Origin of the sequence: Fictibacillus nanhaiensis (assembly GCF_042686385.1) — a bacterium.
GTDB classification, from domain to species: Bacteria; Bacillota; Bacilli; order Bacillales; family Fictibacillaceae; genus Fictibacillus; species Fictibacillus nanhaiensis.
In genome coordinates, this window is record NZ_JBHUPF010000005.1 from 104,544 (window position 1) to 121,151 (window position 16,608).

Here is a 16,608-nt window from a genome sequence, read left to right on the forward strand (position 1 = left end):
TTTATAAGTCTTCAAAAAAATTTATAAGTCCTCAAAAGATTTTATAAGTCTTCAAAAATTTTTATAAGTCTTCATCTCAATTCTCTTCTGTTCAGCATAAAAAACACCCCCTGCTAACAGCAAGAGGTGCCCACCCAATCAACTATTCAACTCTTCCACTAACAGAGAAAGCTCTTCCCATCTCTCCATCGCAGCTTCAAGCTCGTTCTCTACCTTTTTCTGCTCAGCCATAAGCTCGCTGATCTTCCCAAAATCACTGCCAGCAGCAACGATTTCAGATTCAATCTGTTCCTTCTTCTCTTCTAAGTTCATGATTCGCTCTTCAATCGTATCCCAATCTTGCTGATCTTTATATGAGAGCTTTTTCTTCTTTTCTTTACGATGCTGTCCAGCTGTTTCCACCGGTTTTTCAGGAGCCTCTTTCTTCACTGAAGCAGCACGTTCATCACGCTCTTTTTTCTCGTCCATATAGTCCGAATAGCTGCCTTGAAACCTTACTACGTTTGCGTTTCCTTCAAAAGCAAGAAGATGATCAACGACACGGTCTAAAAAGTATCGGTCATGGGAAACCGTCAAAACTACGCCGGGGAAGTTCTCTAAATACTCTTCTAAAATCCCTAACGTTTGAATGTCCAAGTCGTTTGTGGGTTCATCTAAAAAGAGCACGTTCGGCTCTTCCATTAACACCTTTAGCATGTATAATCGGCGTTTTTCTCCACCTGATAACTTGCGAATATACGTATATTGCATATAACGTGGAAACAGGAACCGTTCGAGCATCTGTTCAGCCGTAATCGTCTGACCATCTACTGTTGTGATGACCTGTGCCGTTTCTTTTATATAATCCACTACGCGCAAGTTGCCGTCGAGCTCTTCATGATCTTGTGTGTAGTAGCCGATTTTAACCGTTTCTCCTACTTCGACTGTCCCTGAATCTGGTGCCATTCTACCTGCTAACATATTTAACAAAGTCGTTTTTCCACTTCCGTTTGGCCCAATGATTCCGAGTCGTTCACCGGGAACAATCAAGTAATCCAGGTTTTTAACTAGATCTTTTCCATCTAAACTTTTGCTCAAGCCTTCAACTTCAATCACTTTTTTACCAAGTCGTTGTGATCCGATTGCAAACTCAACAGACCCTTTTACTGCAGGACCTGTTTCTTCTTGCAAATTTTCTACGCGTTGAATTCGAGCTTTTTGTTTTGTAGTTCGCGCTTTCGCACCACGTCGTAACCACGCTAATTCGCGGCGAAGTGTGTTTTGTCGTTTATCTTCGTTCTGAAGGGCGATTTCTTCACGTTCCGCCTTTTTCTCTAGATACGTTTCGTAATTTCCCTCGTACACATAAAGTTTTCCATTATCGAGCTCAAAGATGTTGTTTGTTACGCGGTTTAGGAAATATCGGTCATGGGTAACCATTAATAAGGCGCCTTTATAGTTCCCTAAAAATGTTTCTAGCCATTCGACCGTTTCATTATCAAGATGGTTTGTAGGTTCGTCCAAAATCAGTAAATCTGCAGGTTGAATGAGTGCTTTTGCGATCGCCACACGCTTCTTTTGCCCACCGCTCAAATGCTTCACTTGACGAGAAAAGTCACGAAGTCCAAGCTTTGTGAGCACTGTTTTTGCGATGGTGTTCGCTTCCCATGCCTCATTCTCATCCATCTTTTGCTGACTGTTCATCAAACGCTTCAGTTTTTTTTCGTTCGATGGGTCTGACTCTAAATCAAGTAGAGCTTGTTCGTATTCACGCATCGTCTTCATGATGAGAGAATCTCCGAAATAAATTTGATCTAGAACGGATAACTCTTCATCAAGTTCAGGTTCTTGCGCAACATATTCGATCTGAAATGTATTCGCGTGAGATAGCGTTCCACGTTCAGCTGGTTCAAACCCGGCTATTGCTTTTAATAATGAGGACTTACCTGTTCCATTCGGTCCGATGAGTCCAATTCTTTGCTTGTCGCTGATTGAAAAAGTGATCTCGTCAAACAGCGTTTTTTCACCATATGTTTTATATAGATTTTCAACTAATAAAATACTCAAAACCATATCATTCCTTAGGCTAATGTCTTTGCATTCTATTGTAGCTTAACCCTGTCAGAATAGCATCTTTCGGTTATGATTTGCATTCTTTTTAGAATTTTTGTTATAGTGTTAACCATGTTCTGAAAAGAAGTGGGCACGTTTTTTGCTCAAAACGGATGCCGCCTATTTTCAATTCACACATCGGCTTTGCTTTTTTCTTGTAGTTGATGCTGGGTTTCAATTGAATCCGGCAAGAAATTTAATGCGTTTATCGACCGCGCTTTTAACTTCAAGTTTTTTTCTGCTATTCCTCGCAAGCTCTATTTGCAAATAAAAAGCTCTAAGAAACAACCTGCCAACTTTTTCATAAACAAGTCATCCGTTGAGCAAACTAACATGACCCATTTCATGAAAAAAGAAAAGGAGAGAAATTTTTACATGCAAACAGGAGTTATTATTTCTTTAGTTATTTACATGGCCGGTATGCTTTATATCGGATACTGGGCTTACAAAAAAACATCTGATCTAAATGACTACATGTTGGGTGGAAGAGGATTAGGTCCTGCTGTTACTGCACTATCAGCCGGAGCATCAGACATGAGTGGTTGGATGATGATGGGTATTCCAGGTGCGATGTTCACGGACGGGATCAGTTCTATTTGGATCTCTGTAGGACTCGCGATCGGTGCTTATCTTAACTACATCCTTGTAGCACCTCGACTTCGTACGTACACAGAAGTTGCAGATGATTCTATTACCATTCCTGATTACCTTGAAAATCGTTTTAACGATACACAAAAAATTCTACGTATCGTTTCTGGACTTGTAATCATTATCTTCTTTACACTTTATGCATCTGCTGGACTTGTTTCTGGTGGTAAACTGTTTGAAAGTGCATTCGGTACAACTTATCTAACTGGTATGCTGATTACGGTTGGGGTAGTTGTAGCTTATACACTATTTGGAGGATTCCTTGCAGTAAGTTGGACGGATTTTGTTCAAGGCTGTATCATGTTTGTCGCATTGATCTTAGTGCCTATCGTTGCGTTTACTGATATCGGTGACACGCAAACAGTTATCGATACAGTTCGCGGGGTTGACCCATCCCTTCTTCAAGCAACAAAAGGATTGACAACTCTTGGGTTGATATCGTTTTTAGCTTGGGGACTCGGTTACTTTGGACAACCACATATCATTGTTCGTTTTATGGCGATCACATCTGTAAAAGATATTAAAACAGCAAGAAGAATCGGTATGAGCTGGATGATTATCTCTCTTATCGGTGCATCTCTCACAGGATTGATTGGTGTTGCTTGGTTTGCTAGAGAAGGAAGAGAACTTGCCGACCCTGAAACCGTATTTATCGAATTTGCAAACCTGTTGTTCCATCCGTTAATTACTGGTTTCTTATTAGCTGCAATACTTGCTGCAATCATGAGTACGATTTCTTCTCAGTTGTTAGTTACATCCTCTTCTGTAACAGAAGACTTTTATAAGCAATTCTTAAAGAAAGATGCATCTCAGAAGGAACTTGTTATGATCGGCCGTATTGCAGTACTTATTGTAGCTGTAATCGCTGTATTGTTATCACTAAACCCTAGTGATACCATTCTTAGCCTTGTTGGTTACGCATGGGCAGGATTCGGTTCAGCGTTCGGACCACTTATTCTATTGAGTCTATTCTGGAAGAAGATGACGAAGTGGGGTGCTTTAGCAGGTATCATCGTTGGTGCTGTTACAGTTCTTACATGGGTACAGTTCCCAGACCTTAAAGAACAAGTGTATGAGATGATTCCTGGATTCTTCTTAAGCTTAATCGCCATTCTTATTGTAAGTGCATTAACGAAAAATCCATCTAAAAAGGTTCAAAACCAATTTGATGACATGGAAGAGACACTTGATGAACTAAAATAATGGTAAACGAAAAGCGTTCCTGACTACAGGAGCGCTTTTTTTATATCTTCTTAACAAGTCTTTCTGAATGTGATAGTTCTTCGATATGACCAGCACCGATTCCAAACATGGCTGCACGCATCTCAAATTCAATTCGTTCCATCTGTAAGAACAGAGCTTGAACGTCCTTTTCTACAGCTGATGGAAGAAGCAATCTACCAAAGCCAGCAAGATTCGCACCAAGTGCAATCGTTTTTGCAGCATCAACCCCGTTTTTTAGACCTCCACTTGCGATTAACGGAATATCAAAATTGTTTTTTCTAACGGCAAGAATGCTTTCAGCAGTCGGCAGTCCCCAGTCTAGAAAAGCTTCCGCAGCTTCCTTCCGGATGTTATTGTTCGAACGATAGCTCTCTACTTGTATCCATGACGTTCCACCGGCACCCGCTACATCGATGAATTGGATCCCCGCTGATGTAAGACGGTCCGCTGTTTTTTCGTCGATTCCCATTCCTACTTCTTTAACACCGACTGGCACATGAAGAGAATTTGCGATTTCTTCTATCTTTGAAAGCAAATGAGAGAAGTTCGTATCGCCTTCTGGCTGGAACACTTCTTGTAACGTATTTAAGTGAAGAACGAGCATATCAGCTTCTGCCATCTCAACCGCCTGTCTACACTGATTGATTCCAAAATCATAATTGAGCTGAACCGCTCCAATGTTCGCGATGATTGGAATATCAGGAGCATACTTTCGGATCTGAAACGTATAAGCAAGATCCTCATTCTCTACTGCAGCTCTCATTGAACCAAGTCCGATGGCCCATCCTTTTTCTTGAGCGGCCAGAGCTAACTGTTGATTAATTTGATAAGCCGTTTCTGTTCCGCCTGTCATCGAAGATATTAAAAAGGGCGTACGCATCTCTTTATTTAAAAATGTGGTTGATAGTGAGATTTCTTCAAATGATAACTCAGGCAATGCGTTTGGGATGAAACGATAGTTTTCAAGTCCTGTTGTAATGTTCTTACCTTCAACATCTTCGTTCAAACTAATTCTGATATGTTCAGTTTTCCGCTTTTCCGTAAGGTCCTTCGAAATATCCAACAACGTTCCTCCTCTTTCGTTCAAGTGTCTTATTCTTCAGATTCAGGATTCGAATCAACCTGAACCTGTTATATCTCTGGATAAAGATAAAGGGAAGATTAAACAGAACGGCATACAAAATCATGATGTTGCCGATCCAAACAGGATTCCACAAGAAAAACAATAAAGCAGGTGGCATTGAAAGCCAATGCGTTAATTCCGCACGACGTGTTTCTGCTAAGAAACGTGCTAGATACTCTAGAGAATCCCCTTCTAATGTTTTCTTCGCGAATCCTCCCTTATAAAAATCACCACCGTCCGGCACGATGGTTTTCCATTTGCGTATTCCTATTTTTTCATAACATGCCCCACCGTTTTCCCAACCAAAAGGTGAGTCCCATCTGCTTTCTTTTGTGAAGTTAGAGAAAGGGATTTGATGTATGATATAAGCCACGAATAAATGAAAGATGAGCCAAGCAAGTATATTGATCACTACCGTCCAAAACGGAGAAAGTTCTATCAGCATTTATGCATCCCCTTTTTCAGAAACCGAAATTTCTCTACCCTTCCACTTTACTTCTTTTTTGACCACACTCAAAATAAAAGACCAGATGTACACCACAGAAAAGAAAAAGAAATGCACCGGGTGCGATAAAGCGGAAAGAAATGTATTCGTACCAATCTTTTTCATCAAGGTCTTGATCTGAATGGCATAAAGCAGATAAAAGATCCCCCATACCACCATTTCACTTACATCTTGAACCATTAAGAAAGGAAGTTGGATAGCAAGACTTATCCCCCCAGTAATCCATGCCACCGTCAACACTAAGGGCATGAATGGCGTTTTCGCTGAACCGAGCGCGAAACTTTTACACCATCCGAAAAATAATGCTGAAAAGCCGTCTGCATACATCCGAAAGTAGACCGCCTTATGTCCTGAGAAACAAGTAACGTTTATACCCTTACTCAATGCTACTCTTCCCATTTCCATATGTTCAAGAACTTGATGCCTAATCCCTTCATGACCACCTATCTCTGTATACGTTTCTCGGTCGATCATAAGACACGGACCAAATGCTCCAGCAGGTTTTTTTCGAAATACCGTAAAGCATTGCATGGCCGCCATTACGATTATGTTAAACATAGAAGATAATTTTTCATGTGTACTCTTCATCTGATGAAACGGTTGGACACTGATCAATCCCCCGTTTCTTTCCCATTCACCGCACAAGCGTTCAATCCCATCACTCTCTATTTCTAGATCGGCATCCAAAAATAACAATAAAGAGCCTGTCGCATGTTTGGCTCCATTCCAGCATGCCCATGGTTTTCCTAGCCAACCGATTGGAAGTCGTTCTGGTTTTACAACAGTAACACCGAACTCCCTGGCGACTTCTTCTGTTCGATCCTCAGAATCATCGTTAACAACAATCACTTCATGAAGCTTTATACTTTGGTTCCTCAGCGTCGGCAATAAATTTTTTAAGTTTGCTTCCTCATTCCTTGCGGGAATAATAACTGAAACTGAATGTGGTTCATGAGGACCTCTAGCACTTAGCGTGCGAATATTCCATAGCATGAACCATCCACAAAGCCACATGATTGATAGATACAAAAGGGTAGAAAACATGTCGACTGTCTCCTTTAGAAAAAAGTTATAATTACAGCTTTGGCTTTGTATTCTTTTTTCAAACAATTCTTAAAAAAAGAGGAATTTATATATTCAGTCAAGAACTGAAAATAAAGAATCACTTTTTGAATATGTTGAAAAAGCGTTCAATAATTTTACAATGGTTGTACATAAACTATACAATACAGAGGAACAGTCGTACAGCAACAGCTAAGAAACACCCTTACCCTTTCATTCCCAATACCGAGGAGGATTTTGATGAAGAAAAAAGTATTAGTTGTAGGCGGCGGACTTGGAGGCCTGTCAGCAGCTCTTCGATTGGCAGCTGATGGACACGAAGTAACTGTACTCGAAAAGAATGAACGTATTGGCGGTAAACTAAATCAGCGTTCTGGAAAAGGTTATACCTTTGATACAGGTCCATCCATCTTAACAATGCCTTGGGTGCTCGAACAACTTTTCGAATCGGCTGGAAAGAACATACACGATTACATAAACATCCAGCGTATCGAGCCACAGTGGAGAACTTTTTTTGAAGATGGCACAGTGATTGATGTGACGAGCGACCTGCCAGAGATGCTAAAAGAAATCAGTAAAGTGAATCCACAAGATGCAGCTTCATTCTTTAAGTATCTGGATTATTGCAGCCAAATGTACGAACTGAGCATGAAGAGTTTTTATAAGAAAAGTTTATCCGGATTGAACGATCTGCGTACTCTTCACAGCTTCAAAGAACTTCTTGCCATGGATCCTGTGAAATCAATGGATCAAGCAACGAAAAAGTTCATTAAAGACAAACACCTTCAACAACTATTTAATTTCTTCATCATGTATATCGGTTCCTCCCCTTATCAGGCACCTGCCGTTCTTTCTCAGCTGATTCACGTGCAGCTTGGCCTTGGTATCTATTATGTGGAAGGCGGAATGTACAAGATTGCTGAATCGATCTTAAGTGTTTTAAACGAATATAACGTTGATGTTCGAACGAATCAAAGAGTAGTTGGAATTTTAACAGAGGGTAATACGGCTAAAGGGGTAAAACTTGAGAACGGCGAAGAGCTGTATGCAGATATCGTTGTTTCAAACTTAGAAGCGATCCCAGCCTATAAGACGCTTCTTTCCAACCATCCTCAAGCTAAAAAAGCAGCTGACGATCTCAGTAAATATGAGCCTACTGTTTCTGGCCTTGTCTTATTACTTGGCGTTGATAAAAAGTACGATGAGTTTGCGCATCACAACTTCTTCTTCTCTCAAAGTGGGGAAAGAGAATTTGATCAAATCTTTAACACTGGTATTCTTGCAGATGACCCTACAGTCTATGTGGGAATCTCATCAAAAACGGATCCGACGCAGGCACCAGAAGGAAAAGACAACTGGTTCGTCCTCACACACGTACCTCCTCTTAAAGAAGGCGAAACGTGGGAAAGTAATCTTGAGAGCTATCGTGAGCTCGTCTTGAACAAACTTGAGCGAATGGGAGCTAAAGACCTGCGCCAGCACGTTGAATGGGATTACACGTTTACACCAGACACATTAAAAGAACTATATGGACCGAACGGAGGCTCCATCTACGGTATACGAACAGACCGTAAGATGAACGGTGGATTTAAGATTCCAAGCAGAAGCAACCAATTTAACAACCTGTATTTTGTTGGAGGCTCTACTCACCCTGGCGGCGGCGTTCCAATGGTAACTCTATCAGGACAGCTCACAGCCGATTTAATAGGTGAAGATTTAAAAAATGTTTCAAAGGAGATCGGGTAATATTGCACACAGCACAGCAGCATGGCACCATCGATAAAGTACTTTTTCGGTTCTTTATCTTTTGGTATAGCGTAGGATTAATACTTCTTGTTTTTGATATTCTCCCTCCTGCTCTTGAGTGGGCAAACAGTGTGTTTTTAATTGCATGCGGTGTTCTTGGAGGATTCTACTTTTATCGAACATACGGTAACTTTGGCGCTAGCTTTACTTTATTCGTTCTGTTTGGAAGTATCGTAGCAGAGAGTATCGGAGTCAAGACTGGGCTGATTTTTGGACACTATAATTATAGCGATCAGCTCGGTCTACAATGGTTAGGCGTACCAGTTGCCATCGGATTCGCGTGGGTGATGATTATCGCTGTCTCTCATGCGATCGCTGGTGGAATCGTTAAACCATTTAAAGGTCAAACAGCTATAAAAATACCACTCTATGTTCTTACAGGTGGTCTGATCGCTGTTGTCATGGATGGAATAATTGATCCTGTCGCTTACCTTGTTAAAGGTTACTGGTTCTGGGATGGAACAGGTATATATTATGGAATACCATTGCAAAACTTTGTTGGCTGGTTTCTTTTAGCTAGTTTCTTTCATATCACTTTAGTTACAGGATTGAATATTACGAAAGAAACGACAACCACTCAGCATCCTTATTGGCATTCTCGTACGGTCGCTGTGTTTTTGATGGTCACGAGCATGTTTGTCGTACTAGGATTAACATCAGAGCTGTATCTAGCCTCAATCGGTGTGACTTTCGCTAGTATCATCTTGTTGAGTTTATATCGTATAAACAATAAACCACTTTCTCTAAATCGCAGTATAGCTTACAGCCCGGGGAAAAGGTGATAATGATGGTTCTCTTATTTATTGCAGCTGCCATTTTCTTTTTAGCAGCAACCCTATTTAATAGTCTCTTTTTACCCTCTCTAAAAAAGCCCTTTTTACGGGCTTCTCATTCAGAGAGGGTTGCTGTTTTTGTACCGATGCGTAATGAAGAGAATAACGTAGCGGGTCTTGTTAGCACTTTAAAAGGACTGACTCACCGTCCTATATCTTTTACTATATTGGATGATCATTCAGATGATGAGACCTATAACTTGCTGTTGAAGCACATCGATAACGATAGCCGTTTTAGTGTTCTACAAGGAAAAGAGCTTCCGTCTGGTTGGGCCGGAAAAGTCCATGCCTGTCATCAGCTTAGCCAAAGTGCATCCGGAGATTATCTCTTATTTATTGATGCGGACGTTCGCCTCCATCCCAACACGATAGAGACTTCCGTTGCACTATTGAAAAAGCGAGAAGCTAGTCTATTATCTGGTTTTCCGAAGTTTCCTGTGACCTTATTTTTTGAAAAACTGATTGTACCTTTACAGCATTTCGTTATCCTTTTTCATCTTCCGCTTCTTTTTGCAAACTTTACAAAATGGCCGCCAGCAACAGCTGCACATGGTGCGTTCATGTTGTTTAAGAGTAAGGATTACCATGCCATTGGTGGTCATGCTAGCATTAAGGATTCTTTAGTTGATGATGTAGACTTAGCCAAAACCATGAAACGAGCACGTTATAAGGTTGTTCTCGCTAACGTAACGAACTATGTTTCTTGTTATATGTACACGACCAATAAAGAAGTTTGGAACGGATTTACGAAGAACCTGTTTCCTGGACTCGGACGTTCTATCTTTCTTGTTGTTTGTTTATCTCTTTTTTATACCGGATTTTACATAGCTCCTTTGTTTTTTTTCATATACGGCTTATTCACTGAACAACTGTTATGGCTGCTTCCTTACTTCATTACAGTCATTCAAAAGGCATACGTCGACCTATTAACGGGACAAAAAGCTTATCTTGCGTTCACTATGCCGCTATCTGCAATAGGGTTGGTCGTACTTGCGATTGCCTCTATGTGGAAAGCTCTGAAAAAGCAAGGCTACGAATGGAAAGGACGTTCTTATCAATGAGAAAAATCGCAATCGTCGGGGGTGGCCTTGGCGGATTATCTGCAAGTATCTCACTTGCTAGTAACGGTTGTGAGGTTCATGTATATGAAAAAAACGAGCATTTTGGCGGGAAGCTGATGCCCGTATCTTTAGGTACTCACACGTTTGATTTCGGACCAAACACCATTACGATGCCTCAAATATTTGACGAAGTCTTTCTAGATGCGGGAGAGAATCCTAGAGATTATTTTCAGTGGATTAAATTAGATACGCATACTCGAAATGTTAGCAGCAATGGGGAAGTTTTTGAGATGTCGACTGATGTAGATCATGTGATGAATCAATTAAAGGAACTCGATTCCTATGCGGCACAACGATATTCAGATTACCTTGCAGAAGTGACCCGTTTATATCATCTAGCAGAAAAAGAATTTTTCCCTAGGACTTTTACGAGTATGAAAGATTATCTTTCTCCTTCACTTTTTAATGCTTTTACAAAAGTGCGACCACTGCAATCCATGGACAGCTTTCATCGTAAATACTTTAAGCATCCGCTATTGCTGCAAACCTTTAACCGATATGCCACCTACATAGGATCATCGCCCTTTCAAGCACCTGCTACATTCTCTCTGATCGCTTATCTAGAGATGATTCAAGGTGTTTATTACGTAAAAGGCGGCAACGTAAAAATTGCCGAAAGCATGGTGCGACTAGCAGAAAAGCTAGGGGTACATTTGCATACAGAAGTAGAAGTGAAAAAAATAAACGTGACAGAAGCTGAAGCAAAATCTCTGATCCTTTCAAATGGACATGAAGTGGCGTTCGATGCTGTCGTAATGAACGGAGATCTACTTGAAGCGTATCCTAAACTCGTAGAAGAGCGCCACAGACCTTCTATGAAGAATAAAAAAGTGGAGAGTTATTCTCCTTCGATTTCTGCATTTGTTCTTTTAGTCGGCTTAAACAAACGGTTAGACAACCTATTGCATCATCAAGTGTATTTCTCGAATGATTACAAACGGGAGTTCGAAATGTTATTCAACGGAGAATATCCTGATGACCCAACCATCTATATTTCAAATTCATCTGTGACTGATCCATCCGTCTCCCCTGAGGGCGATAACCTTTTTATATTGGTTAACGCACCACCTATACAAGCTGGGACGAAAGAAGAAGACACGGTTAGTTATGAGCGTTATAAAAATCTTGTTTACGATCGCCTCGAATCATTTGGTCTACATATACGACCTCATATCCTTCAGGAGAAAATGATAACCCCCCACGACATACAAGGTAAGTTTGGGGCATTCCGAGGGGCGTTATATGGTATATCAGCGAACGAACGAAAAAACACCTTTCTCCGCCCTTCTAACCGTTCTAAAGACATCCGTAATTTGTACTTTGCTGGAGGTACAACACATCCCGGAGGCGGCTCCCCGATGGTCATCATGAGCGGCCGCAATGTCGCCCGTGAACTGCTGAAGGGGTCAGTCCCCAAACAATTATCATAAATCAATAAAAACGAGCAAACGCCCCTAGCGTTTGCTCGTTTTTACATTCATCTTTCATACTCTTTCCATTATGTGGTACACTAATTTTTAAAAACATTGGGGGATATCGTATGGAAGTTCGTCTCTTAAAATCCGAAGATGCAAAAGCATATTGGGAGCTTAGACTTGAGGCATTAAAATCAAATCCAGAAGCCTTTGCTTTAAGCTATGAAGAAGCCATCCAAAGAAAAGATCCATTAAAAGAAGTAGCGAGCAGATTACAAGAAGAAGGCAGTTATACGTTCGGTATGTTTGATGAAGATCGGCTGATCGGCAATGTTACGTTAGTTCAAGAAAAAGCTTTAAAGATGCAACACCGCGGAAACATTTATGCCATGTATGTGAGCGCTGAGAATCGTAAAGCAGGCGTTGGTCGATCTCTCATGAAAACCGTTATCCAACACGCTAAAAGTATATCTGTTCTCGAGAAACTGAACTTAACAGTAGAAGCTAACAATGAAAAAGCAAAGAACCTCTACACCTCACTCGGCTTTAAAACTTACGGGTATGAAGAAAAAGCACTTAAAGTAGATGGTCATTTTCATGATGAGGAGCACATGGTGTTGTTTTTATAGCAAACTTTCAAGAACAATAATTCTAAAAATTTCTGAATGAATACGTCGAGTTTTGCACATATATCGGCGAGTCGACATTATTCGACTCCTACTACATACCTCTATACCCCTCTACCGGGAAATCCAAAGCAACTTAAACAGCAGCTATAATCAAAATAACACTCAAAAAGAGCTGACAACACAGGCAACCACCTGGTTTTCAGCTCTTTTACAACTATCAGTTTATTTCACAGCAACCTGCTTTAACAGTTCCCCTTTTTCAGCACTTGATACGAATGCTCTTCCGTTAAACACTTTATAATTCTGCTTACGAACTTTGTTAAGAATCTCTCGGTAATAGATCGCCGCTAGTTGAACAGGCATTCGTGATTCAATCGGATAATGTTCTAGTGTTTCATTAAATTTTGCATAGAAGACTTCCGCACGAAGCGCTATACTCTCCCATACCGCAATAAAACGATCATCCACCACTTCTTTTTTCAAATCATCCTCTGTATATCCATGTTCAGCCATCACTGTTGATGGAATATATACTCTGTTACGATCCAGATCTTCTGCGATATCTCGCAATACATTCGTAAACTGCATGCCAATCCCTAATGAGATCGCTCCTTCGCGAAGCAATTCTTTTTGTTCAGGAGCTAATATAGGAAGAAGCATTAAGCCAACTGTGCTTGCAACATGGTAAGAGTAATGCTGAAGCTCTTCGATGGTATCATAATGGGTCTTATACAGATCCATTTCTTGGCCTTTAATCATATCTAAAAAAGCTTGATGATCCATCTCAAAGTTTTGAAAAACATCCTGCAGTGCGATCCACGTTGGCTCGGCTGCAGGAATTTCACCTTTAAGAAACTGATTGAACTCTGCCTTAAAGACAGCTAGCTCTTCCTTCGGGCTATCTCCCTCATCTATAATGTCATCTACCGTTCTGCAAAATGAGTACACGGCCCAAACGGCACGTCGCTTGTCTTCTGGTAAAAATGAAAATGCTTTATAAAAGGTTTTAGAATGAACTTTAATGATCTCTTCACAATGAGAATACGATTCCTGAACCGTTACCAACTGTTTCACGCCCTTTCAAGATATTTGGCTAGATGTTTTGCACTCTGCATAACGATAGGCACTCCTCCACCTGGATGGATGGATGCACCTACGGCATACAGATTTTCGTATGGTAGAGGTTTGATCTGTGGCCGAAACACACCAGATTGTTTTAAAGTTGGCGCAATACCAAAACTGCCGCCTTGGTACAGTCCGTCAGTGAGTGCGTCATTAGGAGTGCGGAACTCGCTCCACACGATCGAATCCTTCAGCCCTGGATATCCTCGTTCTTCCAATGAATCAATAATAAAATCTGCATAACTTTGTTTCTCTGACTCCCAATCTATGGTTTCACCTGAAGGAACCGGAACAAGTACGTATAATACGCTTTTTCCATCTGGCGCGAGCGACGGATCTATTTTTGAAGGATAGAACGTGTAAATAGCCGGATCACGAGGCAACTTCTTTTGTAAAAACACTTCTTGCATATGTTCATCAAAGTGATCTGTCATAAAGAACTGATGAACATCCGCTTCATCGAACATCCTGTCTAGGCCAAGGTACAAAAGGAAACAACCAGAAGAAGATTCGTAGTTTTTCTTGACCGGCTTTGGCCCTGGAATGAGATGGTGAATACCAGGAAAGTCACCATTATAAATGACCATGTCATGCAGATGAGTACCTTCTTTAGTCACAACCCCGTTACACGAGTTGCTTTCTAACGACAATGCTTCTACAGGGGTACTCAACCGGATCTCTACGCCTTGCTCGACTAGCTTTCTTTGGAGCAAGTCTACAACACTTCCATATCCGCCTTTTACATACCAGATACCATGAGCGTGTTCACTAAACGGCACGAGTGAATACATGGCAGGTGAGTTTTCAGGTGATCCTCCGATATACAGAGTTTGAAACGAAAAAGCTTCCTGCATTCTAGGATGGCTGAAATACGCTTCTGCTAATTTTTTTACAGATTGATAAGCTTTTAGTTTCGTAAGTGTGTGTAGGTTTTTCGGTGTCCAGAAATCCCTTCGGTTTACGAAAGAACGATCTAAGAATGCTGTTTTCCCTTGGTGAAAACGCTCATACATATCTGTTACGTACCGTAAGAATCCTTGCTCTTCACCTGGAAACATTCTCTTGATCTCGTTCAACTGTCCCGGCAGGTCACTCGTTTTATAAAAATGAGACCCGTCTGGATAATTCAACTTATACATCGGACTGCATAAGATCAGCTCTAGCTCATCGCGCTCAATACCAACTTCACTTAAAATTTCATAGATCATTTCAGGAAGCAGCACGATTGTAGGACCGCTATCAATTTTGTATCCTTCTTTTTCAAAAAAGTTTAACCTGCCGCCAAGTCTAGAACTTTTCTCGTAGATCGTAACCTCTTTACCTTGTTTTCTTAAGTAGAGTGCTGTAATTAAGCCACCAATACCTCCGCCAACAATTCCAGCATTCATACAGATTGTACCTCCATCTTGCTATGTTTCTCTGCCATCATGGTTGTTGTGATACGGGCAGATTCCATGATTGTAGGTAGACCACTTCCAGGATGAGTACCACCGCCAACAAGCCATAACCCTTTGATTTCTTTTTGTTTATTATGCGGCCTGAAGTACATCATCTGTGTTAACTGATGGCCAAGGTTAAACGTCGCTCCCTTATACACTGAGAGTTTGTTTTCCCAATCAAGCGGTGTGAACATATATTCTGTTTCAATATGCTGTTCCAAGTCTTTAAAATCAGTTCGTTCTTGAAGTTGCTCTAGAACAAGCTTTCTAAAATCATGCTTATGTTGTTCCCAATCAATCAAGCTAAAATTGTTAGGTACAGGAGCTAAAATGTAAAGCGCTGACTTCCCTTCAGGCGCAAGAGTTGGATCTGTTACAGAAGGGTTATGAATATAGATGGAAGGATCTTGAGACAAAATTTTCTTCTTCGTAATCTCTTCCACATTCTTACGATAATCTTCAGAAAAAACGATGGTATGATGCGGAAGATCGTATTTCTTATCCACACCAACGTAAAGCATAAACGCAGAGCAAGAATAGCTCTTTTTCATTAATTTATCACTCGTATATTTTTTTGTAGATCCTTTAGGCATCAACTTTTCCATCGCATGAGCAAAATCCGCATTTATCACGACTTCATCCGCGAATACTTTTTCACCAGAATCTAGTTGAAGTCCCTTCACTCGGCCTTTTTCTATAAGGAGCTCTTTCACACCTGATGAAGTGACTACTTCACCACCGTATTCTTTAATCACTTTAACCATTGCTTCTGTAATTTTGTTCACACCACCTACAGGATGATAAACCCCGTATGCGTGCTCCATATAAGAGAGAATCGTAAACGCACCCGGACATTCCCAAGGGGACATACCTAAATATTTCGCCTGAAACGTAAAGGCGAGTCGGAGTCTTTCATCAGAAAAATACTTTGAAAGCTGATCATGCAATGAATCGGTCACCGTTAACTTCGGTAGAGCTTTTATAAATTTCAGCTGTAAATAATCTAATAGTGAGTCATGCTTATTTTGTAAGATAGGCATGAGCGCTTCAAATTTCTCTTTTTCTTTCTTCATAAAACGTCGATAGCCTTCACCATTGCCGGGAAAGACCGCTTCAATATTCTTATACATGACGGATTGATCTGTTGTAGAGTCAATCGTTGCATCTTTAAATTTCAGCTGATACATCGGTTCAAGTTTCTTTAACTCGATATAATCTTCTAAGCGTCGATCTGCAAGCTGAAACATTTCCTCCAAGATGTGAGGCATATTTAAAAAGGTTGGACCTCTATCAAATGTATAACCATCTTGATGAAAAGCAGAAGTACGCCCACCGATAAACGGTTGTTTTTCGTATACTGTCACTTGATATCCCTTACTGGCTAATAGCATTCCTGCAGTCAGACCACCAGGACCCGCACCAATTACAGCTACAGATTTCATACATGCATACCTTCCTTCTACTTTTACAAACTATATACAGAGTATTATACAAAAATTATACGATGCATGTTCTAGGATTGGCAAATTTAAAAGATATAAAAAAACACACTCAAAAAAAGATTCATTGATGTGTGCTTCTTCACATATG

At 40.7% G+C, this 16,608-nt stretch carries 13 protein-coding genes; 6 read left to right on the forward strand and 7 right to left on the reverse strand.

What is annotated here, in order from left to right:
* Nucleotides 1-138: 138 nt before the first annotated feature.
* Nucleotides 139-2,046: an ABC-F family ATP-binding cassette domain-containing protein gene (locus ACFS5O_RS03150; protein WP_205724429.1), complete on the reverse strand. Its 1,908-nt coding sequence runs from the start codon at nt 2,044-2,046 to the stop codon at nt 139-141.
* Between the two features lie 420 nt (nt 2,047-2,466).
* Here ACFS5O_RS03150 and putP point away from each other — a divergent pair, with 420 nt between their 5' ends.
* Nucleotides 2,467-3,942 carry a sodium/proline symporter PutP gene (gene putP, locus ACFS5O_RS03155; protein ID WP_205724428.1) on the forward strand — a complete coding sequence of 492 codons (1,476 nt, stop codon included), beginning with the start codon at nt 2,467-2,469 and terminating at the stop codon, nt 3,940-3,942.
* Between the two features lie 40 nt (nt 3,943-3,982).
* On the opposite strand, the gene fni is transcribed toward putP, so the two are convergent.
* From fni to ACFS5O_RS03170, 3 genes are read right to left on the reverse strand one after another with little or no spacing between them, the layout of a single operon-like run.
* Nucleotides 3,983-5,026, reverse strand: a complete 1,044-nt coding sequence (gene fni / locus ACFS5O_RS03160) for a type 2 isopentenyl-diphosphate Delta-isomerase (protein WP_205724427.1) — start codon at nt 5,024-5,026, stop codon at nt 3,983-3,985.
* Nucleotides 4,986-5,531 carry a glycosyl-4,4'-diaponeurosporenoate acyltransferase CrtO family protein gene (locus ACFS5O_RS03165; protein WP_205724426.1) on the reverse strand — a complete coding sequence of 182 codons (546 nt, stop codon included), beginning with the start codon at nt 5,529-5,531 and terminating at the stop codon, nt 4,986-4,988. The genes fni and ACFS5O_RS03165 overlap by 41 nt, the downstream gene beginning before the upstream one ends.
* The gene (locus tag ACFS5O_RS03170; RefSeq protein WP_205724425.1) at nt 5,532-6,635 is read right to left on the reverse strand and encodes a glycosyltransferase family 2 protein; all 1,104 of its coding nucleotides are present in this window, start codon (nt 6,633-6,635) and stop codon (nt 5,532-5,534) included.
* Between the two features lie 258 nt (nt 6,636-6,893).
* Here ACFS5O_RS03170 and ACFS5O_RS03175 point away from each other — a divergent pair, with 258 nt between their 5' ends.
* The 5 genes from ACFS5O_RS03175 (at nt 6,894) to ACFS5O_RS03195 (ending at nt 12,457) form a co-directional block, all read left to right on the forward strand.
* Nucleotides 6,894-8,399, forward strand: coding sequence for a phytoene desaturase family protein (locus tag ACFS5O_RS03175; protein ID WP_205724424.1), 1,506 nt, complete (start codon nt 6,894-6,896; stop codon nt 8,397-8,399).
* Between the two features lie 2 nt (nt 8,400-8,401).
* Nucleotides 8,402-9,241 carry a carotenoid biosynthesis protein gene (locus ACFS5O_RS03180; RefSeq protein ID WP_205724423.1) on the forward strand — a complete coding sequence of 280 codons (840 nt, stop codon included), beginning with the start codon at nt 8,402-8,404 and terminating at the stop codon, nt 9,239-9,241.
* 2 nt (nt 9,242-9,243) lie between these two features.
* Entirely contained in the window at nt 9,244-10,353 is a 1,110-nt protein-coding gene (locus ACFS5O_RS03185; RefSeq protein WP_379838644.1) for a glycosyltransferase family 2 protein, read from the forward strand.
* A complete protein-coding gene (locus ACFS5O_RS03190) occupies nt 10,350-11,843 on the forward strand; it encodes a phytoene desaturase family protein (protein WP_205724421.1) in 1,494 nt (497 codons plus the stop codon). The genes ACFS5O_RS03185 and ACFS5O_RS03190 overlap by 4 nt, the downstream gene beginning before the upstream one ends.
* A 110-nt stretch (nt 11,844-11,953) precedes the next feature.
* Nucleotides 11,954-12,457: a GNAT family N-acetyltransferase gene (locus ACFS5O_RS03195; protein ID WP_205724420.1), complete on the forward strand. Its 504-nt coding sequence runs from the start codon at nt 11,954-11,956 to the stop codon at nt 12,455-12,457.
* A gap of 222 nt (nt 12,458-12,679) precedes the next feature.
* Here ACFS5O_RS03195 and ACFS5O_RS03200 read toward each other — a convergent pair whose 3' ends face one another.
* Genes ACFS5O_RS03200 through ACFS5O_RS03210 form a run of 3 tightly spaced genes read right to left on the reverse strand, consistent with a single transcriptional unit; the run spans nt 12,680 to nt 16,460 of the window.
* Nucleotides 12,680-13,522, reverse strand: a complete 843-nt coding sequence (locus ACFS5O_RS03200) for a phytoene/squalene synthase family protein (protein ID WP_205724419.1) — start codon at nt 13,520-13,522, stop codon at nt 12,680-12,682.
* 5 nt (nt 13,523-13,527) lie between these two features.
* Nucleotides 13,528-14,967 carry a phytoene desaturase family protein gene (locus ACFS5O_RS03205; RefSeq protein WP_205724418.1) on the reverse strand — a complete coding sequence of 480 codons (1,440 nt, stop codon included), beginning with the start codon at nt 14,965-14,967 and terminating at the stop codon, nt 13,528-13,530.
* A complete protein-coding gene (locus ACFS5O_RS03210; protein WP_205724417.1) occupies nt 14,964-16,460 on the reverse strand; it encodes a phytoene desaturase family protein in 1,497 nt (498 codons plus the stop codon). The genes ACFS5O_RS03205 and ACFS5O_RS03210 overlap by 4 nt, the downstream gene beginning before the upstream one ends.
* Nucleotides 16,461-16,608: the final 148 nt, after the last annotated feature.

What these genes read in the sequence shown, in the direction of transcription:
- ACFS5O_RS03170 (WP_205724425.1), bottom strand. Translation starts at nt 6,635, where the DNA reads ATGTTTTCTACCCTTTTGTATCTATCAATCATGTGGCTTTGTGGATGG.
- ACFS5O_RS03205 (WP_205724418.1), bottom strand. Translation starts at nt 14,967, where the DNA reads ATGAATGCTGGAATTGTTGGCGGAGGTATTGGTGGCTTAATTACAGCA.
- ACFS5O_RS03190 (WP_205724421.1), top strand. Translation starts at nt 10,350, where the DNA reads ATGAGAAAAATCGCAATCGTCGGGGGTGGCCTTGGCGGATTATCTGCA.
- putP (WP_205724428.1), top strand. Translation starts at nt 2,467, where the DNA reads ATGCAAACAGGAGTTATTATTTCTTTAGTTATTTACATGGCCGGTATG.
- ACFS5O_RS03210 (WP_205724417.1), bottom strand. Translation starts at nt 16,460, where the DNA reads ATGAAATCTGTAGCTGTAATTGGTGCGGGTCCTGGTGGTCTGACTGCA.
- ACFS5O_RS03175 (WP_205724424.1), top strand. Translation starts at nt 6,894, where the DNA reads ATGAAGAAAAAAGTATTAGTTGTAGGCGGCGGACTTGGAGGCCTGTCA.
- ACFS5O_RS03195 (WP_205724420.1), top strand. Translation starts at nt 11,954, where the DNA reads ATGGAAGTTCGTCTCTTAAAATCCGAAGATGCAAAAGCATATTGGGAG.
- ACFS5O_RS03165 (WP_205724426.1), bottom strand. Translation starts at nt 5,531, where the DNA reads ATGCTGATAGAACTTTCTCCGTTTTGGACGGTAGTGATCAATATACTT.
- ACFS5O_RS03185 (WP_379838644.1), top strand. Translation starts at nt 9,244, where the DNA reads ATGATGGTTCTCTTATTTATTGCAGCTGCCATTTTCTTTTTAGCAGCA.